Origin of the sequence: Novosphingobium clariflavum (assembly GCF_026420865.1) — a bacterium.
In the GTDB taxonomy this organism is placed as follows: domain Bacteria; phylum Pseudomonadota; class Alphaproteobacteria; order Sphingomonadales; family Sphingomonadaceae; genus Novosphingobium; species Novosphingobium clariflavum.
In genome coordinates this window covers 144,740-169,099 of record NZ_JAPCWC010000005.1, presented here as the reverse complement: position 1 = coordinate 169,099, position 24,360 = coordinate 144,740, and the positions used below count along the sequence as shown (strand labels likewise).

Sequence of the window (24,360 nt, the reverse complement as noted above, 5' to 3'; positions counted from 1 at the left end):
GGATAACGCTTGCCTTGAAACGCCGCTCAGACTGAGCGTGTCGAAGCCGCTGCCACATGCTCATGCCTGCTCATCCTGGCACCAGGCCTCCAGCGCCGCCGGCACCGCATCGCCCAGCGGCAGCGCGAAGCCCTCCATCCTGAGGCACGCTTCCAGCGCCGCCAGGGTCAGCAGCACCTTGTGCTTCATCGCGTTGTAGCCCATCGCGCCGATCCGCCAGATCCGGCCCTGCAGCGGGCCGAAGGCGGTGCCGATCTCGATCTCGAACTGCTCGCGCATGGCCTTGCGCACCGCCTCGCCGTCGACGCCCTTGGGGATGAAGACGCCGGTGACATTGGTCATCCGATAGGCATCGTCGCCGAAGACGGTGAGGCCCATGGCGCGCAGGCCCGCCGCCATCGCCCGGCCCGCGGCGGCATGGCGGGCGTAGCGCGCCTCCAGTCCCTCACCCAGCGCGATCCGCGCGCATTCGCGGGCGGCATAGAGCATCGAGGTCGCCTCGGTATGGTGGTTGAGGCGCTTGTCCGACCAGTAATCCATGACCATCGCGAGGTCGAAATAGTTGGAGCGGATGCGCGGCCCCTGCCCGTCGGCGATGTCGTCGCGGCGGATGCCCTGCTCGACATGGCGGCGGCGGCCGATATGCTCGGCGGCCTTGTCCGAGATGGTGATCGGCGCCGAGCCGGACGGCCCGCCCAGGCACTTCTGCAAGCCGCCGGTGACGACGTCGACGCCCCAGCGGTCCGCCGCCAGTTCCATGCCGCCGATCGTCGCGGTGGCATCGACATAGCTCAATGCCCCCGCCTGACGGCACAGCTCGCCAAAGCCGTCGAGCGGCTGCGCCATGGTGGTGGAGGTATCGCCGTGGATGGTGGCGACGATCTTGGGATGGCAGCGGGCAATCGCCTCGGCCACGCGGTCCAGCGGCACGACTTCGCCCCAGGGCGCGTCCACCGTCTCGATCACCGCGCCGATGCGGGTGAGGATCTCGGTCAGCAGCAGGCCGAAGCGGCCGAAGTTGACCACCAGCACGACGTCGCCCGGCGCCACCATCGAGACCAGCGCCGCCTCGATGCCGGCACGCGCGGTGCCGTCGACCAGCATGGTCCACTGGTTCCGGGTGCCGAAGATCGGGCGGTAGAGCGCCATGACCTGGTTCATGTAGCCGGTCATTTCCGGGTCGAACTGGCCCAGCAGGTCCGCGCTCATCGCCCGCAGCACGCGCGGGTGGGCGTTGATCGGACCGGGGCCCATGAGCAGGCGCTGGGGCGGATCGATCTCGCCGAAGAGCAGCGGATCAAGGTCGGTCGGCAAGGCGGTCTCCCAAGTGTTTCTGGCCCAGTTTGTCGATGAAGCCCAGCATGACCCGCAGCGCCGCCTCGGCGTCGGCCGGTTCGACATGCTCGGCGGGGTTGTGGCTGATGCCGTCCCGGCAGCGGATGAACAGCATCGCGGTGGGGCACAGCGCGGCCATCACCATGGCATCGTGCCCCGCGCCCGAAACGAGTCGGCGCGGCGGCTGACCGGCCCCGGCCATGGCGGCGTCCATCAGGTCCATCAGCGCCTCGTCGCAAGGACTGGCGGGCAAGTCATGGATCAGCGCCAGATCGAGCACGAGGCCCCGCGTCGAGGCGAGCTGCTCCAGCCGCGCGAGGATGGCCTGCGCCGCACGGTCGCGCCGCCCTGCGTCGCCGGAGCGCACGTCGATGGTGAAGCGCACTTCGCCGGGGATCACGTTGGCGGCGCCCGGCAGGACTTCCAGCGTACCGACAGTGGCGACGAGGTCCGAGCCGTCCGCGCGGGCAATCGCCTCGATGGCGAGCACCATTTCCGCGCTCCCCGCCAGCGCATCGCGGCGCAGCGGCATCGAACTGGTGCCCGCGTGCCCGGCCATGCCGCGTACCGTGGCGGCATAGCGCAATTGCGCGGCGATGCCGGTGACGGTGCCAAGCGCAAGGCCTTCCGCCTCCAGCACCGGGCCCTGCTCGATATGGGCCTCGAGATAGGCAAGGATGTCTTCCGGCGCCCGGCGCGCGCTGCGGTAGGCCTGCACCGAGAGGCGGTCGGTCGGCGTATTGGCCGTCACCACGTCGTAGTCGGTCCTGAACGAGGCGAGCGCCACTTCCAGCGACACCCCTTGCGCATCGGCGATCCGACCCAAATCCGCATCGAGCGTTCCGGCCACCGCGCGGCTGGTCAGCATGGCGGCGGGAAACCGCGAGCCTTCCTCGTCCCCGAACGCGTAGACCTCGATGGCAAAGGGCAGGCGGCGGCCCTGCTCGTGCAGCGCAGCGACGCATTCGATGCCCAGCATGACGCCGAGCGGACCATCGTAGCAGCCGCCGTCGCGCACCGAATCAAGGTGGCTGCCGATCACCAGCGCCGGTGCGTTCGGCGCCGCGCCTTCGTAGCGGCCCCGCAGATTGGCGGCAGGATCAAGGTCGACCCGCATGCCCGCCTCGACCATCCACGCGCCGACCAGATCGACGGCGGCGTGGTAGGCGGGGCTGAGATAGCCGCGATAGAGCCCCTGTTCGGTCTCGCTGTAAGGCCCGCTACCCAGCACCTGGCAGCGGGTGACGGCGCGCAGGCCGCTGGCCTCTACCATGCCGCTACCCCGCCATCGCTGCGCGGATCGGTGGCGCCTTCGAACGAACCGTCCGGCAGGCGTACCAGGGCGCCGGCATGGCCCATCATCGCCGTCAGCGGCCCCACGCGCTCCACATCGTGCCCGGCCTCGGCCAGGGCAGCATAAAGCGCCTCGTCGAAACCGTCCTCGAGCTTGAGCGAGGTGGTGACCTCGCCCCAGGTGCGCCCCAAGAGCCAGCGCGGCGCGCTGATCGCCTGCTGCAAGTCCACGCCGAAGCGCGCATAGCGGCTGAACAGCGCGGCCTGCGTCTGCGGCTGGCCCTCGCCGCCCATGGTGCCATAGGCCATGACCCGGCCATCCTCGAACACCGCCAGCGCCGGGTTGAGCGTGTGGAACGGCTTGCGGCCGGGCTTCAGCGCATTCCAGCCCGTCTCGGCGAGGCGGAACGAACTGCCCCGGTTCTGCCAGACGATCCCGGTCTGCGGCAGCACCAGGCCCGAGCCGAACTCGAAATAGGTCGACTGGATCGAGGAGACCACGCGCCCCTCCGCGTCCGCCGCGCCGAACCAGCAGGTATCGCCCCACTGCGGCGGCTGCGGCCAGGCCAGCGCCTGTGCCGGATCGATCCGCGCGGCCAGTTCATCGAGCGCGGCCGCATCGTCCAGCAGGCCCTGAAAATCGTAATCGGTGTAAGCCGGATCGCCGACATGCACATCGCGCAGCAGGAAGGCCTGCTTGGTTGCCTCCACCAGCCCATGGACATGCGCGAAGCTGTCCACTGCCCCGGCGGCAAGCCGGTCGAACAGCGCCAGGATCACCAGCGAGGCGAAGCCCTGCGTCGGCGGCGCGCTGTTGTAGAGCCTCGCGCCCCGGATCGGCACCGAGAGCGGCGCGGGCCGCGTGGCATGGTGCGCGGCAAGGTCCGCCGCCGAAACCGGGCTGCCCAGCGCGGCAAGGTCTTCGGCGATCAGGGCTGCAAGATCGCCGCGATAGAAGCTGTCGAGCCCGTCGCTTGCCAGCTTGCGCAAGGTCGCGGCCAGAGCCGGATTACGCAGCACGTCACCTTCGGCCAGCGGACGACCCTCAGGTTCGAACACGGTAGCATAGGCCCCCGGTGCGGCGCGCAGTTCGTCGCCCTTGGCCAAGGCGATCGCGGCGCCGCCTGCGGTGACGGGAACGCCCTCCTGCGCATAGCGGATCGCATCGCGCAGCAGGCGCCCGAGCGGCAATGTGCCGCCTGCGCTCTCCAGTGCCGCTGCCCAGCCCGAGATCGTCCCCGCCACGGTATTGGCCGCCAGCGGCCCCCGCGTCGGCACCGTCTCCAGCCCGGCGTAGAGCGACAGGTCCGCCCCGGCAGCCGCGCCGCCGCAGCCGTGGACCGAATGGACCGTCCCGCCACCCTGCCCGGCCGGCTCGCGGATCACCCAGAACCCGTCGCCGCCGATCGCGGTCATGTGCGGGTAGACCACCGCCAGCGTCGCGGCGACGGCAACGGTCGCCTCCACGGCATTGCCGCCGTCCATCAGCACCGACAGCCCCGCCTCGGCGGCAAGGCGGTGCGGGGCGGTGACGATGCCGTTACGGCCGGTGACGGTGGTGAGGGTCATCGCGTCAGTCCGGCAGCGCGGTCAGGAACGCACGCACGACATGCGCGGAATTGACCGAGGCGAGGTGTTCGAAAGTATCCTCCATGTTCTTCTGGGCGTCGCCCCCGGCAAGATCGGAGAGGCTGCGGAAGACGATGGTCGGCACCTGGTTGGCATAGGCGACTTGCGCCACCGCCGCGCTTTCCATGTCGAGCACGCGGGCCTTCCAGGCGGCGTGCAGGTATTCGCGGAACTTCGCGTTGTCGGCAAAGACCCCGGCGCTGACCCCGGTGCCGCCGACAACGACCTTGGGATCGTGCGGCAGGCACAGCTCGGACCCGGCCCGCTGGGTGGCCGCGGCGGCCACGCAGCGCTCCATCTTGACGGTCGGCGCCACCTTGCGGGCGAGGTCCAGCAGCTGCGGGTCCATCGCGAAGGTGAACATGTGCTGCGTCCCTTGCGCGGCATTGCTGACGCGGACCGGGCGCGGGTACATGAACTCCCAGTTGCCCGGCGCGCCGGTGCTGACCTTCTCGGGCGGCAGCCAGCCGCCGTCGGTCTGGCGCGCGAAGGAGACTTCGAGGTACTGGCCCCAGTTCTCCGCCACGATCACATCGCCGATCGAAAGCCCGGGATCGACACCCCCGGCGATGCCGGAAAAGACGATGCGCTTCACCGCGAACCGGTCGATCACCAGCTGCGTGTTCATCGCCGCGTTGACCATCGAGACGCCGCTCTGCATCAGCAGCACGGGTTTGCCCTCCAGCACGCCGGTCATGTAGGTCATGCCGTTGAGCTGGTAGGCGGTCGGCTGCTGCACCGCGTGGACAAGCGCGTTCCATTCGGGCTCGTAGGCCGTCATCACCAGTGTGCGCGGGACAGCGTCGAGCTTGTCGGCGGCGCGCGCCGGGGCGGATACGGCGGCCGAAAGCGCAAGGGCCCCGGCAAGTACGGTCATGACGCGCATCAGGCGGCTCCCATCCAGACGAAGCGGGCGACGAACAGCAGCGCCAGCACCAGCAGGAACCAGTCCTTCCTGACGACGGTGCCGCGCACGATCTTGAGGATGGCGTGGGCAGTGATGCCGAAGGCGAGGCCATTGGCGATCGAGAAGGTCAGCGGGATCATCGCCACCGTCAGGAAGGCGGGGATCGCCGCCAGCGGGTCTTCCCACTTCACTTCGGTCAGCGGCAGCAGCATGAGGCCGCCGACGATGATCAGCGCAGGCGCGGTCGCCGCCAGCGGGATCAGCTGCGCGTAAGGCGCCACGAACATGGTGGCGAGGAACAGCACGCCGGTGACGACGGCGGTAAGGCCGGTGCGCCCCCCCGCCTGCACGCCCGCCGCGCTCTCGACATAGCTGGTGACGGTGCTGGTGCCCGCCATCGAACCGACGATGGTGGCGGCGGCATCGGTGATGAGGATGCGGTTGAGGCGCGGGATGCGGCCCTCGCTGTCCATCAGCCCGGCGCGCTTGGTGACCGCGACGAGGGTGCCGATATTGTCGAACAGGTCGACGAACAGGAACACGAAGAGGATTTCCAGCAGGCCGAGGCCATGGCTGCCCGACAGGCCGAACACGCCGGCAAGGTCGAGCTTGAAGGCAGTGCCGGTCAGCGCGTCCAGAGAATAGGGCTCGGGGCTGACCGAGACCATGCCGCAGAGCCAGCCGACCACGGTGGTGGCGAGGATGCCGATCAGCATCGCCCCGCGCACGTTCCACACGCTGAGCGCACCGATCAGCACCAGGCCGAACAGCGCCAGCGCCGCGCCGGGAGCCTTGAGGTCACCCAGCGCCACGAAAGTCGCCGGATTGGCGACGACGATGCCTGCGTCCTTGAAGCCGATGAAACCGATGAACAGGCCGATGCCGCCCGCCACTGCCGCGAACAGGTATTGCGGGATCGAGGCGACGATCAGCTGGCGCACACCGGTGAGCGTCAGGAACAGGAACGCCACGCCCGAGATGAACACGCAGCCCAGCGCCACTGGCCAGGGCACGCCCATCTGCTGCACCACGGTGAAGCTGAAATAGGCATTGAGCCCCATGCCCGGCGCCAGCGCCAGCGGCGTATTGGCGACGAAGCCCATCAGGATCGAGGCAAAGGCCGCGGCAAAGCAGGTGGCGGCGGCAACCGAGGCCACCGGCATTCCGGCAGTGCCCAGGATCGCCGGGTTGACCAGCACGATATAGGCCATGGTCAGGAAGGTGGTGACCCCCGCCAGCACTTCGGTGCGGGCATTGGTGCCGCGTTCTGCCATCGAGAACCAGCGTTCCAGCCGGCCGTCCGGCGTGCCGGGTGGTCCCGCCGGCGGCGCCTCCATGGTGGTTGTCGTATCCGTCACTGTCGTGCCCCTAATTGCGACCCGGTTATCGGCCCGGGTGGTAGTGTCGCGCCCGCCACGCCCGCGGCTTCCAGCTGCGCTGCCAGTTTCAGCAGCGCCGGTTCCCCCTTGGGCGCCCCGATGAGCTGGAGTCCGAGCGGCAGGCGCCCCGGACGGTACAACGGAACCGCCAGCGAGGGCAGTCCGGTAAAGCTGATTGGCTGGGTATGAATGCCAAGATCGGCCCGCGCCGGGCTCAACGCGCCATCGATCGCGATGCGCGGATCGGCAATGAGCGGCGCGGCGCAGGGCGCGGCCGGGGCCAGCAGCCCATCGAAGCGGGTCATCAGTGCATGGACCTCGGCCCGGAAGGAATCCCGGAAACGCACCGCCTCCTCGTAGAGAGCCCGGGGCAGCAGAGCCCCCGCGAGGAGACGGTCCCGCGTTGCGGGATCGAAAGCCATGGCCTTGGCGGCCAGGGCCTTGCGATGGAGGTTGCCGCCCTCGAAGGCGGTGATCACGAAAGCCGCCGAGCGGGCGCGAGCAATATCGGGCAGTTCGACCAGCGGCGCATCGGCGGCAAGCGCATCGATGGCGGCCAGCTGGTCGGGATCCACATTCTCGCGGAACCGCCCGCCGAGCCGGCCGATCCGGAGCGGAGCCGTGTCCACCGCGCCGTCGCGGCCGGAGAGCACCTGCCACACCAGCGCCATGTCGGCGGCGGTGCGGGTGAACGGCCCGGTATCGTCGAAACTCTCGGCAAACGGGAACACGCCGTCCAGCGGCAGGTCGCCGTGGCTGGGCTTGAGGCCGTAAATGCCGGTCAGGCTCGCCGGTACGCGAACCGAGCCGTTGGTATCCGATCCCAGCGAGAAAGGGAGCAGCCCGGCAGCGACAACCGCCGCCGAGCCGCCCGAGGAGCCGCCTGCAAGACGGGAGGGATCGTGAGGATTGCGGGTGGTGCCATGGCGCGCGTTGATGGTCGCGAAGCCATAGGCGAACTCGTCCATGTTGAGAGTGGCGACCAGCACCGCACCTGCCGCCCGGAGCCGGGCGATGGCTCCGGCATCGGCGGCGGCGGGCGGGGCATCGGCGTAAAGGGTTGAGCCCGCCGTGGTCGGCAATCCGGCGACGTCGAACAGGTCCTTGACGCCGTAGGGGACGCCGGCCAGCGGCCCGGGGTCCTTGCCCGCCGCCACCAGGGCATCGACCGCCGCCGCTTCGGCGCGCGCGCGTTCGGGCAGCAGCCGCGTCACCGCGACCAGCGGATCGTCCGCCGGCTGCGGCAGCGCGGCAAGGCACGCGTCCACCACGGCGCCCGCAGTGATCCGCCCGCTGCGCACGGCAGCGGCGATTTCGAGAGCGGTGGCAGTCACTGGACGGGAGCGTTCACTGGGCGGCGCCGTCGCACGCAGGGCCATGCAGGACCTGCGCATGGCGTGCCAGCAGCGCCAGATTGGCCGCTACGCCCTCCAGACATTCGGGCGGGATCGTCAGCCCGCGCGCGGCGGCGGCGGCCACGATTTCGGCGGTGGAACGGGGAATCCGGTCAGATGGCATGGCAGTCACGTCGCGCGAACCTCCTCAGCAGCCGCAATCGGCAGGGCGGGTGCAACGGCGATCCTGCCGACGGGCAGGATGGCAGGCAAGCCGGGCGCAGATCGGTGCGGGGATCGGTGCGGAGATGGAAACGTCGCGGGACATGCGACATGCTGTGCCCGCGCCCGCATGATCGATCAAACGCAATGATCTGGACGGATCGTTGCAAAAATCAGCGCACTACTGCGTGCTCACATAGAGATCGCGCGACAGGGTCGCGCCTTGCGGGCCGACTTCGATCAGGGCGTCATCGTCCTGGGCCGAAGCGACGAGCGCGATCCCCAGGCGCGCGGCCTGATCGGGATCGATGGCCAGGCGGTAGCGACCGGGGCGGACCTGTTCGAACAGATAGAACCCGTCCGCCTCGGTCCGCGTGCTGCCCGCCGCCTTGCCCGCCCCGTCGAGCAGGATCAGGCGCAGCCCCGAGACCCCCCGCGCGCGCGCCTTGCCATCGCCTGCAAGCGCGCTGCGGAAATAGGCAGTGCCCGCGATCTCGCTCATCGCCACGACCGCGAAGTCGCTGCGGTGGACCCGGCCGGGACGCGGCACCAGTTCGATCCCCCGCGTCACCGGGGCCAGCGCAATATCGGGCAACGAGGTCGGATCGACCTGCACGCTGGCCCGCGTGCCGGCCGGCAGACCGGTCAGCAGCACGGTGCCGTCCCCGTCGGTCGCGCCCGTGCCGGTGCCCGAGCCGAAGGCGACTTGCGGCAACACCTTGTCGCCCGGACCGTAGACGCCGTCGCCGTCGAGGTCCTCGTAGGCACGCAGGGCCACCGCGCCCGCCAGCGCCTGCCCCGGCGGGGCGAGGTAGATCCGCTCCGTCAGCGGATTGCGCCCGAGCCCGAAGCCCAGCCGCAGGGCCAGCGAATGGACCTTGCCGCGCAGGCCGTAAGTCCCGTCGAACGCCAGCGTGAAGCGCCGGAAGCGCCGCTCCGCCGAAAGACCGAGCTGGGTGTCGCGCTGGTGGAAGGCATGGCTCGCCAGCCCGCGCACCAGCGTGCGGTCATCGAGCGAACGATCCAGTTCCAGCGACACAGCCTCCACCCTTGCCACGGGCGCCAGGCTGTAGCTGGCCGAGGCCCGCACCTGGGTGCGCGATCCGCTGAGCGTGGCCAGGTCGAACGTGCCGATCAGCTGGTCAAGCCTCCCGCCCCCTGCCGTCATCGCGGGCTGGTAGCGCGAAAATTCCAGCGCGTTCGACGCCAGCACCCCGGCCACCCGCGCCGATCCGCGCAGCGAGGCGCTGCTCTGCACTTCGCCCGAGGCATATTCGATCCGCCGCGCCCGCGCATGGAGCGGGATCGCCAGCCCACCCTCGCCCCACGGCCGCAGCGTGGCATTGGCATCGAGTTCGCTCACCCGGCGCAGCGGCTGCCCGTCGAACACCCGCACTTCGTCGAGGAAGTCGCCGCGATATTCGGCATGGGTGAGGGTGAACGAGGCGCCCGCCACCCGCCCGCCGAGCCCGGCCTCGATGGCGCGCCCGGCCTTGCCGCTGCCGCCCGGTACCATGGCCCCGTCCTGCATCGCCAGATCGAGCTTGGCGGCCAGCCCGCCAAGGCCGGTGCGCAGCCCCGCGCTGGCCAGCCAGCGACTGCCCGAATCGCGGTCGAACCAGCCACCGCCGACCACGCCCGTCACCTGCGAGGTCAGGCCGTAGGCCAGCTGCGCGCTCGCCCGCCAGCGGCCATGGTCAAGCCCGGGAATGAAGCGCGGCGCGGTGATGCCCAGCAGGTTCTCGTCCTTCTGCACAGCGCCCAGGGTATAGACCAGCTGCCCTTTCGACAGCCGCCCGTCGCCCACCGAGATGCGCCGCACCTGCTCGCTGCGCTGGCCCTGCGGGCCGTAGAACACGAGGCGGAACAGGTTCAGCCCGTAATCGACCGGCACTTGCAGGAACTCGTACTGCCCGTTGATCGCCTGGCGCGTCGAACCGGCCAGCACGCCGTTGCGGTAGAGCTCCACCTCGTAGCCATCCGCAAGCGCACCGCGCAGGTCGATCCGGTCGAACACCGAGGCCGCCTCGACCGGCGCATTGGTCACCACGGCGCCGCGGCCGGCAACCCCGCGCAGCCCGACCGGCAGCGAACTCGTCGCCACATCGCCGAGTGCGAAGGCGCTGGCGTGGAGCGGCCCCAGCAGTTCACCGTCGGGATCGGTACGGCCCAGCTCGACATGGGCCGCCGTCAGCCCGTCGCGCGTCGAATGGGTGAGGAAGACCTCGGCGCTCATCCAGGCAAAGTCGCCCGCCAGCCTGAGGTCGCTCTCCACCCGCTCGCCCAGCGCGGTATCGGACACCGCCCGCGTCTCGATATCCGCCATCGGCACCGAGATCGGCAGCCACGGCGTCTCCTCGCGCGGGAAACGGCGCTGGGCGGAGGCGGCCGAGGCCTGCTCGTTGTCCAGCCGCTCGCGCTCGGCCTCGCGGGTGAGGCGCTGCTCGAAAGGAAACGGCTCCCTGGTGCGGATCGTCACCGACTGGTCGCGCAGGTTCGGCGTCACCGTCAGCGGCAAAAGGTCGCCGATGCGCTCGGCACGGAGGTAGAGTTCGCCGTCGAAGGCCTGGGCATCGCCTTTGCCCAGCGCCACGCTCCGGCCATCCGCCTGCGCCGTGCCTTCGCGCAAGTTGATCGTCAGGTGGCGATCTTCGGAGAGGAACCAGCCATTGGCATAGTGGCCCTCGTCGCCGACAGCGATCGGCAGGTCGAGCGTACGCGCCAGTGCGCCGAGCGGCAGGTAGAGCCCCTCGCGCGTGCCATAGGCGATCACCGTATCCTCGCCGCCACTGGTGCCGGTGGCCGTGGCGACCCTGACCGCGAGGATCACCTCGTCGTCGGACGTGATGACCGGCGAAGCGCCTGCGGGGAAGGTCTGCACGGCGCTGGCGGGGGCAAGCCGGGCCGGAGCCGCGGGGCCAGGCTGAGCGCCCGGCACGGCAAGGCCAAAGCCGGGCACCGGCAGGCGGCGCGCGGCAACCAGCGCAGGCGCCGCCGGTTCGCTGGCAATGGGCGCGGCAACCAGCGCAGGCGCCGCCGGTTCGTTGGCATCGGGCGCTGCAACCAGCGCTGCGGGCAGTTCGGACCCGGCCGGCGCTGCCGGGAAAACCGCAGGCCCCGCCGCCGGCATTTCCTCCGGCACGGGCAGCGCCAGCCAATGCGGCGCATCGCGTGCCGCGTCCGGGTCGCCCGGCGGGGGCCGCAAAGGCGCCGCAAGCGCGAGTGGCGCCGCCGAAGCCCGCAAGGCCGCGCGCAGCGGATGTGGGGCCAGCGAACGGGGGAGCAGCGGCGCGGCCGCCCGCTCCACCGGTAATCCCGGCAATCCCCGTAATCCCGGTAATCCCGGTAAGCCCGGGAGGGCCAGCATCGCAAAGCCGGGACGCGGCAGCGCCTGCCGCGCCCGCGCATGGTGCAGGGCCGGAGGCCCCTCCTCACCCGCGGCGGCAGCGGGCAGCAGGGCGTGGTCCCCCCGCGCCAGCAGCGAGGCCCCGGCAAGGAACGGTACGAGCCTGGCCGCCCCTGGCAACCCGCTCCGCTCCTGTGTCACGGCACGATGAGATCCCGGCTGGCCAGCACTTTGCCGGGCTCGACGTCGTCATCGGTGTAGGTCACGGTGAGCTTCGCGCCGCTTGCGAGGAAACGGGGATCGGCGCCGGCATCGAAGGGCACGGTCACCTGCCGCGCGTCGATCTCGGTATAGACGCCCAGCCCCTTGAGCAGGGCCAGCGGCGCCCTGGCCCCCGGCGCGTTCACCGCGATGTCGCCAAAGGCCGAGCGCGTGCCGGCACGGGTGATCGTCAGTTGCAGCGCCTTGCGCCCGCCCGGCAGCGCCACGATCCGGGGGCTTTCGATCCCCGCCGTCAGCGTGGTCTGGCCGATACGGACGATCACCGGGATCGAGATGCCGAAACGCGGGACGATGCGCACGCCGATCGAACCCTGCCCGGCGGCGCCCGCCGCCTGCTCGATCGAGTAGGAGGCATCGGCGGGCGGCACCGCCACGGCGGAAAAGTGCGCGCGGTATTCGCCCGGCGGCGTATCGGGGGCGACGCGCGCCATGATGCGGATGGTCTGCGCCTCGCTGCCGCCCAGCACCACCCGGCGCGGCGACCAGCGCAGCATCGCAGCGCCGCCATGAAGCCGGGCCCGTTCGCCAGGAGCCACCGCCTCGGCATCGAGCAGCCGGCCGTCGGCGGTCATCACCTTGTCGGCAATGGCGATGTCGTACTCGCCGCGCTCGATGCTGCGGTTGTAGAGCCCGACCGAGGCGATGCGCGTACGCTCGTCGATCACCACGCGCTTGGGGTAGAGGTTGATGTCCCCCATGCCGCCCACGGCGCCCTCGGGCACCGCAGCGGCGGCCCGGGGAGGCGGCGCCTGCAGCGGCTCGTCCTGCGCCACGGCGGCCCCGGCCAGACACAGGCTCGCCAGACCACCGGCGCGCAGCAGCCGCGCACCGCCCCTCACTCCCGATACCACGCGCACGACTGCGACCCCCGAATGTCCATGATCGGGATTAACCATGCAACTGCCTGGAATCCCAAGCAATGATACTTAGGTATTTAGAGCCCGTCCGGACATTCGCGAAAAGCGAATTTCGCGGGCCGGGCCCAGCCCTCGAAATACCCCTTACAGGTAGTAGACGGTCAGCGGGAACGTACCGGAATAGTCCCCGGCGGCCTGATTGGCCGACACGTTCAGGGTGCCGCCGACGGTGAGTATGTCGCGGCCCGAAGCGTCCAGCTGACCGATGCCGATGCCCACCGTATCGGAGGTGAAATTGCTGACCGTCATCGTCGCGCTGCCGGACGCAATCGTCGCCTGGGCAGGCAGGTCGACGATATAGATGCGGCGAGGCTGGCCGTTGAGCTGGAAGCTCGCCGCGCCGCGCCCGCCGGTTCCCTGCGGCATCGACAGGTTCGCGGCCATGCCGCCGGTGCCGCTGACGGCGCTGGCCACACTCACCGTTTCGGTGCCCGCACTCGCGGGCCGCGCGAAGCTGCCGAAGCGCAGATAGGAAAGCGGCACGATCTGGGTCGGCGCCACGACTTCCGCCGTGGCCGCGCCTTTTGCCCCGGCCGCCAGTCCCTGGCCATGCCCCTGCCCCGGCAGCGCCGCAAGCAGCATGGCCGCAAGCCCGGCCCCCGCCAGACGCGCGCGGTCAGCCAAGACGGGCCGGTATCGTCTCCTCCCGGTCATCCCTGGTCCTCGTTGCGGGTGCTGGTGATGCGATGCCTGCCGCCACCACGGCAGGCATCGGCCGAAGCGGCCCTCCCGGCGAAGGCCCGCGGCTTGCGCGATCAGTTATAGGTGACGGTCGCGTCGTAGCTGCCGGTGTAGCTGCCGGCCGCCGCCGTCGATGCCACGGTAAGCGTGCCGCCCACGGTGAAGCTCGCCGCGCCCGAGGCGCTCAGCGTGCCGCTGGTCGACGAAGGCGTGGTGGTGAAGGCCATCGTGTTCGTACCGCTGGAAACATTGCCGCCGGTGGTCGAGATGGTGAAGGCCCGGCTGGCATCGCCGCCGACGGTGAAGGCGTCCGCGGTATTGGCCGAACCCGCCACGAAGACGACGCCGCCGGTCTTCGACCCGGCACCCGCTGAGGTCACCACGACCGTACCGCCGGTGCCCGCGGTGAACGAACCGAAGGCCAGGGCCGCACCCGAGGTGTGGGTCAGGGTGATCGGTGCCACCACGGTGGCGGTGGCAGTGCCCTGCGTGGTCGCGGCGAACGCGGAAACCGCAAAGAGCGACGAAGCGGCGGCGACCGCCACGGCGGAAACAAGAGCAAGCTTCTTCATGATTAGTACCCCTCAGAGATGCCCGGCGTCTGCGACCCTCCGGGCGGCACGACGCTCCCCGTTTCCGCATGTAGTCTCGCCATGCGGCCCCGATTTGGGCACCCCGTGTTAACTAAGGAATTAACCTCAGGAATCTTACTGAAAACTCACCAACATTCGAGGTTCATACCAAAGAACGACGGGCTTCATCCTCTTGTCTGATCGAAGCCGTCAGCTAATCCCCCTTGTCACCCATAGACCACGATGACGGGAACTTGCGCCTGGTAGTGGGAGGCCCGGGTGCCGGGCGGGATGTGCAGTTCGCCGCCGATCTCGAATCCGTCGCCGCCGTCCTCGCCCAGCACGCCCTGCCCGCCCGCTTGCGGCCTGCTGTCGGTGCGCACGGTGAGACTGGATACCGACAGGCGGGACAACGGCGCGCCGTCCGCCGCGCCCGATTGCGCCTCGACGGCATCGGGCAGCAGCACCCGGTAGGCCCGTCCGGGCTCTCCCTCCACCCGCAGCCGCGCCGCATGCGGCATGGCACAAGTCGCCTCCCCGACCGGACAGGCAAGACGTGCCGCACCGCCATACCGCGCCTGGGGGCTGCCCGGCACGATCACGAGAATCCCGCCCTCGCGGCCGACATCGCCCACCGCGCCAAAATCGAGATCGCGGAGCGAACGGACCGCAAGCGGCGCCACCACGGTCGCGCTGGCGATCCCATTGGTGGTCCCGCTGGTGGGCCCGCTGGAATGGGCGCCCGCAGGCGCTTCGGCGGCAAGCGCGCAAGCGGGCGCCATCAGCGCCAGTCCCACCGCCTCTGCAGCAAGCAGGCCTCCGGTAACGGGCAAGGCAGGGGAACGGGGCATCGGGCACACTCGCGTTCACGATCCGAAGACCGCGGTTTTCCGGGACTCCCCCCTTGCGGGCGCCCCTTGCGAGCGCCCCCGTGGAGCGCCCCCTGGAGCGCATGCACGCGGGACACCGGGATGCCCTTCGCCGCGTACGAACGAGCGAACCGCGCAACGGTTCCGCGCCCGAGCCGCTTCGAAAGGCGTCCGGCTTCATTTTAGGAAGAGAATCGCAAGACCGGCCATCGCCGCAGCCAAGTGAATGTACGGGGTGAATGTACCGGGCGAATGCCCTGGGCGCTTGATCTAGGCCGTAAACTCATAAACGGCACCATCGAGGTTTGAGGCAAAATGGTTCAGCGTGAGGAAGGAAGGCGACGGAATATGCCGATATTTCTAGGCTTCCTGACGCAGCGATGGACCATTTTGGTCAAACCCCGAAGGGGCGCCCAAATGGCTTCCATCTCGAACCGATGCGGCCTTGGACGGGCAACCAGCCCGCCCGGCGGCCGCTTCGGCCCGATATGTTCGCCATTTGGGCGCCTCGATGGTGCCGTTTATGAGTTTACGGCCTAGTCGACGTTCACGATCGTGGCATCGATCGGCAACGGCAGGTTCAAGGTGCCGCCACCATAGCTGCGCGTCAGGTCGATGCGGGCGCCGACCCGGAAGCTGCGCGAGCAGACGCGCTGGGTGCAATTCGGGAGGGTGATCTGCAGGACCTGCCCCGGCGCAATCGCGCCGTAGCCGGGCAAGTCGGTCTCGAAGGCGGAAAGCCGTCCGGACACCCCGCCGGTCTCGACCGCACCCGGCGCCGAAAGCACCACTTCCAGCGTGACGTCGAGCGGACGGCGGCTTTCGTTGCCGCGGTCGTAGGAGACGGTGAACTGGGCGGGACGGGTACTTCCGCCGGGCGCCGACATGACGCCGCTGTCGACCACCGCGCCCGCCGCGCTCACCCTGCGGCTGCCGCTACCGATCACCACCATGCGCCCGAAATCGAGCCGGGCATCGGCCGTGACGACCGCCCGCGCGGGATCGGCGCGCGCCGTCGGCGGGGCCAGCACCAGCACGCCGGCAAGGCCCGCCGCGACGCCCAACAGCCGCCTTCCGGTAAAGTCAGTCAATTGCCAGAACATCCCGGCCGCGACCCTATACCGCCGGTCCCGCCTTAGCCAGCCCCGGCCGGTCAGGCCGTGACCTAACCCTCCTGCACCCATTCGCGCCGCAGCGCCGGGCCCGCCAGCGCCATCAGCAGCGCCGCCAGAAGATAGAGCGCAAGGCCGATCAGCATCGAATAGCGCAGCGCCTCGCCGCCCCAGACCGGCGCCAGCGCCTTCGACAGCGCGCCCAGCGCATAGATGCCGCCGCCAAGCCCGATGAGGTTGTTGATCAGCAGGAACAGCGCCGAGGCAGTGGCGCGCGCGGCCGGTTCGACCAGGTGCTGGACCGCGCTCGTCACCGGCCCGAGCCAGACATAGGCGAGCGCCTGCGGCAACAGGAACAGCAGGAAGGCGGTCGGCACGCTGTGGGTCCAGATGCCGCCGGCATAGAGCGGCACCGCGATCACGTAGGCGACCGCGGGAACCCAGCCGTAGAAGGCACGGTCGGCCGAGCCCAGCCGGTCGGCGAGGCGCCCGCCCGCCAGAACGCCCACGGTGCCGCCCATCAGCAGGATCGCGCCGAGGAACCAGGAGGTCTCGACAAGATCGAGCCCGAAGCTGCGCTGCAGCAGGCTCGGCATCCAGAACATGATGCCGTAGCCCAGCATCGAGCTGGATGCCGCTCCGAACGAAAGCAGCCAGAATGCCTTCTTGCGCGCCAGCGTGGCGGCCACTTCACCGAACCGGACGGTGGGCGCGGCCCGTGCGGGACGGGGCTTGTCGCGCACCACCATGCGGAACGGCACCGCTGCCAGCAGCCCGGCCAGCCCGACGACCACAAAGGCCGCACGCCAGTCCACCCGCGCGGCAACGTAGCCGCCCGCCAGCACCCCGGTCGCCGCCCCGATGGGAATGCCCAGCGAATAGATCGAAAGCGCAAAGGCGCGCTTCTCGCTGGGGAAATGATCGCCGATCACCGCATAGGACGGGGCGACACCGCCCGCCTCGCCCACGCCGACGCCGAGACGCGCGACAAACAGGTGCCAGAACCCCTGCGCCGCGCCGCACAGCGCGGTGAACAGGCTCCAGACCAGCAGCGAGCCGGTGATCACCCACGACCGGCTGGTGCGGTCCGCCAGCCAGGCCAGCGGCACCCCGAGCGTCGAATAGAGGATCGCGAAGGCCAGCCCGCCGAGCATGCCCATCTGGGCATCGTCGAGCCCGAGGTCCTGCTGGATCGGAGCGGCCAGGATCGCCAGGATCTGCCGGTCGACGAAGTTGAAGATATAGACCAGGAGCAGCATCGCCAGAACGAGACCGGGCGATGAGGGCTTGTGCGAATTGGCAGCGTTCTGGCTCATGTCAGCCGATATGGTCCTTGAGAAAGGCGAGGATCGCCGCCAGCGCGGGCGTCTCGTCGAGGATCGGGGCGTGCCCGACGCGCGGCACGTCGGCATGGCTGTAGGGCCCGGCGTGGCGCTGCGCCATCTCCCGTTCGGTTTCCCGGCTCAAAAGATCGGAAAGTTCGCCGCGCACCACCAGCACCGGGCGGCCGGCGAGCCCCTCCCACAAGGGCCAGAGATCGGGCGGCACCGTCTGCGGCTCGTCGCCCGCCATGCTCTGGGCAATTGCCGGGTCATAATCGAGCACCACCCGGCCATCGGCCAACTCGCGGCAGGTGCGCCGGGCAAAGGCCTGCCACTCGCGGCTGCCGTAATCGGGAAAGGCCGGGGCATTCGACGCCCGGCAGCGCGCCGCGGCCTCGCTCCACGAGGCCATCGGCCCGGCCGGTCCGACATAGCCCTGGATCCGGGCGATCCCGGCAGGATCGAGCACCGGGCCGATGTCGTTGAACACGAATCCGCTGGCAAGGTCCGGCCGCAGCGCGTTCATCACCATGGCCATGAGCCCGCCCATCGACGTGCCGATCAGGCAGGCCCGGGCGATGCCCAGCCCATCCAGCAGCGCCAGCATGTCCTGCGCGTAGACATCGGGCCGGTAGCGCGCCGGATCCGGGTCCCACTGCGACAGGCCGCGCCCGCGCTGGTCGGGCACGACCAGCCGGTAGTCGCCTGCAAGGTGCGCGGCGAGCGGCTCGAAATCGGCGCTGTTACGGGTAAGGCCATGCATCATCAGCAGCACCGGCGCAGCCGCGTCGCGGGCCGGATAGTCCCGCGCGGCCAGATCCAGCCGCCCGCAGGCGCTGCGATAGCGGTGGAGGCGATAGTCCATCTACGAAGATCCTTCAGGATGGGTCCGATGGTGCGGGGCCAGGGTCACCATGGGCCCCGCTGTCGCCAGCGGGGCCCATGCCCCCTGCCTTGCCCGGGTACGGGACCGAAGCCGCGGCACCCGGGCGCGCAATCAGAACTTCACCGTGCCCGTCACGAAGACCTGGCGCGGGTTGCCATAGAAGCCGGTCAGCGTGCCCTGCGTGCCCAGCGTCGGGATCGGCTGGCCGGAGGCATTGGTGACGATCGCCCCGGTCGTCGCATCCTGGCGGATGTAGCTGTAGCCCGAGGTGATGTACTCCTTGTCGAGGATGTTCTTGCCGTGGACGCCAAGGCTCCAGCGGCCATCCGGCGCGGTGTAGACGATGCTGGCGTCCCACAGCGCATAGCCCTTCTGGTCGAGATAGGGGTTGGGGAACTCGAACTGGTGGACCTTCGAGCGATAGGACACCGTGGTCGAGAGCAGCAGGTCGCCGCCGCCCACCGGGGTATCGTAGCCCAGCGTGCCGCTGGCGGTCCACTTGGGGGTGTTCTGGATGTGGCGGTACTGAGCCACGTCCACCGTCTTGCCGGCGATCAGCGTCTCGTACTTGCGGAACTTGGCATCGATGTAGCCGAGCGAACCCGAGAGGGTCAGCTTGTCGCCCGAAGCGGCAAGGTCGCGGCCCAGCGTCGCGTTGGTTTCCAGTTCGAGACCCTGCAAGCGCGCCTTGCCCGCGTTCGAGACGACGCCGCAGAAGGTCGGCACGCCGTTGACGGTGCAGGCCACCGAGCCGGGGATCTGGATGTCCTTGTAGTCCATCCGGAACGCCGCCGCCGCGACATAGAGCGCGCCGTCCAGCAGGTTGCCCTTGTAGCCCAGTTCGTAGCTGTCCACGGTCTCCGGCTTGAAGCTCAGGTACTGGGCGATCTCGGCATCGCTGGGCACGCCGCTGGCATTGCTGGTCGGCGCATTCTTGCCGGCGCCGCGCGGGTCGAAGCCGCCGCCCTTGAAGCCCTGGCTGTAGCTCGCGTAGATGTTGTGGTCACGGCTGGGCTTGAACGAGATCGAGGCGCGGGGCGTGAACTTCTTGTAGACCGCGCTGCCCGAGAAGTTGGTGTCGGTGGCAATCAGCGTGCCGGGGTTCCGGAAGCCAGCCGAACCGCCGAGGATGTAGCTCTGCTTGAGGATATCCGCTTCACGCTTGTCCCAGGTATAGCGCCCGCCAAGCGAGAGACTGAACTGGTCGGTGAGGTTGTAGGTGAAGTCGCCGAAGATCGCCCAGGTCTTGGTGTTGACGTCGGCCTCGGTATGGCCGGTCAGCCTGGGCAGGGCCGTGGCCAGCGTCGTGTAGGTGCGCGAATCGAAGTAGGTGTCGGCGCTGGCGTCGAGCCAGTAGAAACCGACCAGCGCCTGCAGCGGCCCCTTGTCGTAGGCCAGCTGGAATTCCTGGCTGAGCTGCTCGTTGTCGTAGAACGCGGGCACGTCGAGATCGACCGTCGGGCTGGCGTCGAAGTCGATCGGGGTAGCCGAGTGGTCCTTGCGCCAGGCGCTGATCGACTTGAAGCTCAGCGCGTCGGACAAGTCGACCTTGACGTTCATGGCCAGGCCCCAGGCCTCGATGTCCTGCTTGGGATCGTCGATGCCGCCGGCACTGTCGAACACGTCGGGCAGGATCTCGCTGCCCGCCGCCGAACCGGCGATCAGGCGGTGGCCGCCGCGCGGGTTGCTGCGGTCGCGGGTATAGTCGCCCGAGATGCGGATCGAGACCGGGGCGCCCCGGCCGCCCATCTCCAGGGTGCCGCGCGCGCCCCAGACGTCCTTGTCGTAGTTGTCCTTGCCGGTGGTGATGTTGGTGCCGAAGCCATCGCGCGTGAGCCGCGCGACCGAGGCGCCAACCCGCACGATGTCGCCGATCGGCGCCGAGGCGGAGACCACCCCGTCAAGCTGGTTGTAAGTGCCGTAAGTGCCGCGCGCCTTGAGCGCGAAGGTGTCCGGAAGCTCGGCGGTCACGTACTTCACCGCGCCGCCGATGGTGTTGCGGCCATAAAGCGTGCCCTGCGGACCGCGCAGCACTTCGACACGCTGGACCTCGTAGATGTCGAGCACCGCCGCCTGCGGACGGTTGAGATAGACGTCGTCGAGATAGATGCCCACGCCCTGCTCGAAGCCCGAGACCGGATCCTGCTGGCCGACGCCGCGGATGAAGGCGGAAAGCGTGGAATTGGTCCCGCGCGAAGGCTCCAGCGTGACGTTGGGGGCCATCTGGGCGATGTCGGTGATGTCGAGGGCGCCGCTGCGCGCGAGCTGGTCGCCGCTGAAGCTGGACACCGCGATCGGCACGTCGACCAGGCGTTCCTCGCGGCGGCGGGCGGTGACGATGATCTCGCCCTCGCCCATCGTCGTTACCGGCGCCGCAGCCGGGGCGGCAGCGTCGTCCTGCGCCAGCGCCGGGGCGGCAACCCCGCCCCCCGCCAGCACCGTCGCCAGGGCCAGAACACTTGCACACTTACGGCCGCGCACGCCGCCAAATCGCGCCTTTCTCATCGTCCATCACTCCCAAGGATCTTTATCGTTGGAGGCGACAATATCGATACATGAATCAACTTTCAACATTGAACATTTGCCAAGGCGCGACAGGAGGGTTAGCTGTGGCTTCGTGACCACAGATGCCCCCCCTCCCCCGGTCGCCCTTCGCGACGAACAGGCCGCCGATCCGGCCGCCGAACGGATCTCGACAGCCAAGATGCCGCGCACCGAGCGCGGCCGCCGCACCTTGCGCAAGCTGCTGGATGCCGCCGCCATCGAATTCGGCGAGCGCGGCTTTCACGAGGCCTCGATCACCGGGATCACCCAGCGCGCGGGCACGGCGCTCGGCAGTTTCTACACGTACTTCGATTCGAAGGACGAGATCTTCCGGGCGCTGGTCGACGATCTCAGCGGCAAGGTCCGCGGCGCCGCGCGTGAGGCGCTACGCGAACCGCTGCCGGCGCTGGAGACCGAACGCGCGGCGCTGACCGGGTTCCTCGAATTCGCGCGGGCGCACAAGGAAATCTACCGCATCATCGACGAATGCGAATTCGTCGACCCCGCCAGCTTCCGGGTCCATTACGAATCGACCGCCCGCCGCATCACCGAGCGCCTCGGCGAAGGCATGCGCAAGGGCGAACTGCGCGAGGGGCTGGGCGAGGCCCATGCCTGGGCGATCATGGGCATGAACGTCTTCCTCGGCCTGCGCTACGCCGTCTGGGCCGAGGACATGACCCCCGAGGCCGTTGCGGAACTGGCCAACTCGATCCTGCGCGTCGGCATCGCGGCGCCGGACCAGCGCTGAGCAGGGCTGGCCAAAGCCAGGCGGTCGCCCGCGCCGTTAACGTTTGACCGGAAGAACCGTCCCCGAACGGGACGCCATTCGTTAACGCGCTGGCAAGTTTTTCGCGCTCGCGCGATAAGCAGCGGGTGGAAAACATCGCCTCCCCCCGCAAGCGCTCCCCGATGGGGGCCCGGCTCCTGCTCGCATCGGCAGCCCCGGCCCTGGCCGTGATCGCGGGTGTGCTGATGATCGCCGGCCAGCCGGAACTTTCCGCCAATGCCGCCTCGGCCGCCGCCCGGCCCGCCGCGCCGGCAGCAAAGCCCCGGATTGCGCCTGCCGCGCCCATCGCGCAGGCGCAACCGGCCAAGCCCGCCGACACCGCCTTCACGATCAAGCGCATCCTGCCGATCGACGGCCCGATCCGGTACGGCGAATGGCACTGGGACGAAACCGGCGTGCCCGCAGGTCCGATCGTCATCACCGTCGACCTCGATGCCCGCGTGCTCTCGGTGTTCCGCGGCGGCTACGAGATCGGCGCCACCGCCGTCCTGCTCGGCACCGAGGACACGCCGACCCCGCTCGGCGTCTTCCCGATCACCGAGAAGGACAAGGACCACGTCTCCAACATCTATACCGGGGCACCGATGCCCTACATGCAGCGGCTGACCAACGACGGCATCACCCTGCACGGATCGGAAGTGGCCAAGGGCTACGCCAGCCACGGCTGCGTCGGCATGCCGGACGAATTTGCCGCGAAACTCTTCGCGGCCACCCGGCTGGGCGACAAGGTCTACATCACCCGCGGCAAGCAGGCCGGGATCGGCAGCAACCTCGTCGAGAGCTGAGCGCGAAGGCCGTGAAAGGCGCAGCGGCCTGAAATCAGCGCCTGAAATCAGCGCCGAACCGCGCGCACCGGGGCCCTGGCGAAACTCCAGCCCCCAGCATTGGGACGCACCACCAGCTCGCCGATCGAGGCGGGACGCCCTTCCTGGAGCGAAACCAGCAGCCTTGCCACAGCACTGCCACGCGGCGCCTCCCCGCCAAGCTCGGTGACGCAGCGCGCCAGGACCCGCAGCACCACCGCACGCGGCGCCTGCGGGCGGTAGCGCAGCCCCATCGGTTCCTTCTTCACGCAGGAACGCCATTCGAGCCCGGCCATCCACTCGAGCGCGGCATCGGCATCGGCGAGATGTTCGGCACTACGCGCCACGGCGGCAACGTCCAGCCAGTCGGCGCCCGCAAGCGCCTTGCGGATCCGCACGCGGTCGTAACGATCGTCGCGGTTGCTCGGGTCCTGCGCGGCCTCGACACCGGCGCCCTCGACCACTTCGGCCAGCTCCGCGCGGCGCCAGTCCAGCAGCGGGCGCAGCAAGGGAAACGCGGTTTCCGGCACGCGGCCACGGCTGCGCGTGCCCGCCAGCCCGGCGACCCCGCTGCCCCGGTTGAGCCGCATCAGCAGCGTCTCGGCCTGGTCGTCGGCATGGTGCGCGCTCGCCAGCGCGGCGATGCCGCGCTCCGCCATCCATGCCGCCATCGCCGCATACCGCGCCGCCCGCGCCTCGGCCTGGACGTTACCCGGCGCCACGGTGACGGCGAGCACTGCATGCGGCACGCCGAGGCGCGCGCACAGGGCTGCGACATCGGCCGCCTCGCGCGCGCTTTCGCGGCGCAGGCGGTGATCGACCGTCGCCGCCTCGACCCGTCCGGGCAAGGCGGCGCTCGCCAGCAGCAGCAGCGCCAGACTGTCCGGCCCGCCCGACACCGCAACGCCGAGCCGCAGCGCAGGATCATGCGCGCCTTCCGGCCAGATCGCCGCCAGCCCCGCGTGGAAGCGGCCAAGCGCTTCCGCCGGCGGGATCAATGCGGGCTCAGGAGCAGGTGAGTCCATTGCGCGTGGAATCGTAGAGGCCCTTGAGACGGCCCGCCGCCTCGCTGGCATAAGTCTCGCTGAACTCGGCCAGCACGATGCAGGCGCGCTTGGTGTCCTTGATCTGCTTCATCGACACCGCGAGGTAGAGCAGGCTGTCGGGCGCACGATCGCCGCGCTTGTCGGCCTGGTAGTTCTGGACGAACCACTTGGCGGCTTCCAGCGGCTTGCCGTCGTCGAGATAGGCGCGGCCCAGCAGGTTGCGGCCCCAGCTGACGCGCGCATGCTTGGGATACTTCTCGAGGTAGAGCTTCAGCTGCTGCTGCGCCTCGGGATAGAACTTGGCTTCCCACAGGCGGAACCCATAGGAATATTCGTCATCCGCCGCGTCGGCGGTCTGCGGCTTGACCACCGCCTTGACCGCATCGATCCGCGAATCGGAGGGCGCGGCCGGACGCACTTGCGCCGCAGGCTTCAGCGCAGGCTGGCCCGATGCGGGAGCGGGGGCCGGAGTGGCGGCCGGAGCGGTTGCAGGCGCGTTCATCGCCGAGAGGTTCGACGAAGAAGCAGTTGGCGCGGCCATGCCGCTGTCCATCGGTGGCGGCACGCTGGCCGCCAGCTTGGCTTCGAGCTGGTTGATGCGGTTGGTGTTCTGCTCCACTTGCGCGGTCAGGCTGCGCATCTGCGTCTCGAGCGCATCCATGCGCACCAGCACGTCGCTCACCGGCGAGGTGGCGGGCTGGCCCAGCGCGGGCGTCGGCGCAGCGGCGGGGCCGGTGATTTCCGGCGCGAAATACTTGCCGTCACCGCCCGGGAAGACCTTGCGCTGGAGCGCCCGCACTTCGGATTCGACTTTCTTGAGGCGTGCGTCGGTGCCGCCATCCTGCGCCTGTGCGGGCAGGCTCAGGCCGACCAGCGCCAGCGCGACAGTGCCGGTAGCGGCAAGACGCATCCGGCGAACGGTAATCAGGGAAAGCACCTTTGCGGCGCGCTGCGACCCCAGTGAAGAAAACATTGCCTAATCATCTCCGTCTCGGGCCGCGCCCGCTGACACGTCATCAAGCCCGACCCTTGAAGCCCGACCCTTGAAGCCCGGCCCTTGAAGCCTGCCTCTCAAGCGCATTGTCGCCTGCGAG

Annotated in this window: 20 protein-coding genes; 2 read left to right on the top strand and 18 right to left on the bottom strand. The window is 69.6% G+C overall.

The genetic code is table 11. The features are described 5' to 3' along the window. Window positions 1-60: 60 nt before the first annotated feature. The 16 genes from OKA11_RS08930 to OKA11_RS08855 all read right to left on the bottom strand — a co-directional run bounded on the left by OKA11_RS08930 (window position 61) and on the right by OKA11_RS08855 (window position 20,591). Window positions 61-1,254 (bottom strand): pyridoxal-phosphate-dependent aminotransferase family protein, encoded by a 1,194-nt coding sequence (locus OKA11_RS08930; protein WP_267219999.1) that lies wholly within the window; start codon window positions 1,252-1,254, stop codon window positions 61-63. 43 nt (window positions 1,255-1,297) lie between these two features. Continuing rightward, window positions 1,298-2,608 carry an allantoate amidohydrolase gene (locus OKA11_RS08925; protein WP_267219863.1) on the bottom strand — a complete coding sequence of 437 codons (1,311 nt, stop codon included), beginning with the start codon at window positions 2,606-2,608 and terminating at the stop codon, window positions 1,298-1,300. Then, on the bottom strand, window positions 2,602-4,197 hold the full coding sequence (locus tag OKA11_RS08920) for a gamma-glutamyltransferase family protein (protein ID WP_267219862.1): 1,596 nt from the start codon (window positions 4,195-4,197) through the stop codon (window positions 2,602-2,604). The genes OKA11_RS08925 and OKA11_RS08920 overlap by 7 nt, the downstream gene beginning before the upstream one ends. 4 nt (window positions 4,198-4,201) lie before the next feature. Continuing rightward, window positions 4,202-5,134, bottom strand: a complete 933-nt coding sequence (locus OKA11_RS08915; protein ID WP_379489441.1) for a 5'-methylthioadenosine/S-adenosylhomocysteine nucleosidase — start codon at window positions 5,132-5,134, stop codon at window positions 4,202-4,204. 8 nt (window positions 5,135-5,142) lie between these two features. Then, on the bottom strand, window positions 5,143-6,501 hold the full coding sequence (locus OKA11_RS08910) for an NCS2 family permease (protein WP_267219998.1): 1,359 nt from the start codon (window positions 6,499-6,501) through the stop codon (window positions 5,143-5,145). Window positions 6,502-6,518: 17 nt separating this feature from the next. Then, window positions 6,519-7,922: an AtzE family amidohydrolase gene (locus tag OKA11_RS08905; RefSeq protein WP_267219860.1), complete on the bottom strand. Its 1,404-nt coding sequence runs from the start codon at window positions 7,920-7,922 to the stop codon at window positions 6,519-6,521. Further along, window positions 7,891-8,061 (bottom strand): AtzG-like protein, encoded by a 171-nt coding sequence (locus OKA11_RS08900; protein WP_267219997.1) that lies wholly within the window; start codon window positions 8,059-8,061, stop codon window positions 7,891-7,893. Before OKA11_RS08900 ends, OKA11_RS08905 begins: the two co-directional genes overlap by 32 nt. A gap of 219 nt (window positions 8,062-8,280) precedes the next feature. Further along, on the bottom strand, window positions 8,281-11,646 hold the full coding sequence (locus tag OKA11_RS08895) for a hypothetical protein (RefSeq protein WP_267219859.1): 3,366 nt from the start codon (window positions 11,644-11,646) through the stop codon (window positions 8,281-8,283). Then, window positions 11,643-12,623: a fimbrial biogenesis chaperone gene (locus OKA11_RS08890; protein WP_267219858.1), complete on the bottom strand. Its 981-nt coding sequence runs from the start codon at window positions 12,621-12,623 to the stop codon at window positions 11,643-11,645. Before OKA11_RS08890 ends, OKA11_RS08895 begins: the two co-directional genes overlap by 4 nt. A 105-nt stretch (window positions 12,624-12,728) precedes the next feature. Next, window positions 12,729-13,268, bottom strand: a complete 540-nt coding sequence (locus tag OKA11_RS08885) for a DUF4402 domain-containing protein (RefSeq protein WP_267219857.1) — start codon at window positions 13,266-13,268, stop codon at window positions 12,729-12,731. 131 nt (window positions 13,269-13,399) lie between these two features. Next, on the bottom strand, window positions 13,400-13,897 hold the full coding sequence (locus OKA11_RS08880) for a DUF4402 domain-containing protein (protein WP_267219856.1): 498 nt from the start codon (window positions 13,895-13,897) through the stop codon (window positions 13,400-13,402). Window positions 13,898-14,124: 227 nt separating this feature from the next. Continuing rightward, window positions 14,125-14,748 (bottom strand): DUF4402 domain-containing protein, encoded by a 624-nt coding sequence (locus tag OKA11_RS08875; RefSeq protein ID WP_267219855.1) that lies wholly within the window; start codon window positions 14,746-14,748, stop codon window positions 14,125-14,127. A 554-nt stretch (window positions 14,749-15,302) separates the two neighbouring features. Next, complete coding sequence (locus OKA11_RS08870; protein ID WP_267219854.1) at window positions 15,303-15,857, bottom strand: DUF4402 domain-containing protein; 555 nt, start codon at window positions 15,855-15,857, stop codon at window positions 15,303-15,305. A gap of 74 nt (window positions 15,858-15,931) precedes the next feature. Next, on the bottom strand, window positions 15,932-17,194 hold the full coding sequence (locus OKA11_RS08865; protein ID WP_267219853.1) for a spinster family MFS transporter: 1,263 nt from the start codon (window positions 17,192-17,194) through the stop codon (window positions 15,932-15,934). Between the two features lies 1 nt (window position 17,195). Continuing rightward, window positions 17,196-18,065: an alpha/beta fold hydrolase gene (locus OKA11_RS08860; RefSeq protein ID WP_267219852.1), complete on the bottom strand. Its 870-nt coding sequence runs from the start codon at window positions 18,063-18,065 to the stop codon at window positions 17,196-17,198. Window positions 18,066-18,197: 132 nt separating this feature from the next. After that, on the bottom strand, window positions 18,198-20,591 hold the full coding sequence (locus tag OKA11_RS08855) for a TonB-dependent receptor (protein ID WP_267219851.1): 2,394 nt from the start codon (window positions 20,589-20,591) through the stop codon (window positions 18,198-18,200). 199 nt (window positions 20,592-20,790) lie between these two features. Between OKA11_RS08855 and OKA11_RS08850 the strand changes: the two genes are divergently transcribed. Beyond that, window positions 20,791-21,378, top strand: a complete 588-nt coding sequence (locus tag OKA11_RS08850) for a TetR/AcrR family transcriptional regulator (protein ID WP_267219996.1) — start codon at window positions 20,791-20,793, stop codon at window positions 21,376-21,378. A gap of 161 nt (window positions 21,379-21,539) precedes the next feature. After that, window positions 21,540-22,202 (top strand): L,D-transpeptidase family protein, encoded by a 663-nt coding sequence (locus tag OKA11_RS08845; RefSeq protein ID WP_267219850.1) that lies wholly within the window; start codon window positions 21,540-21,542, stop codon window positions 22,200-22,202. Between the two features lie 47 nt (window positions 22,203-22,249). On the opposite strand, the gene tilS is transcribed toward OKA11_RS08845, so the two are convergent. Together tilS and OKA11_RS08835 are read right to left on the bottom strand one after the other, a co-directional pair. Next, entirely contained in the window at window positions 22,250-23,245 is a 996-nt protein-coding gene (tilS, locus tag OKA11_RS08840; RefSeq protein WP_267219849.1) for a tRNA lysidine(34) synthetase TilS, read from the bottom strand. Continuing rightward, entirely contained in the window at window positions 23,226-24,239 is a 1,014-nt protein-coding gene (locus OKA11_RS08835; protein WP_379489435.1) for a tetratricopeptide repeat protein, read from the bottom strand. Before OKA11_RS08835 ends, tilS begins: the two co-directional genes overlap by 20 nt. Window positions 24,240-24,360: the final 121 nt, after the last annotated feature.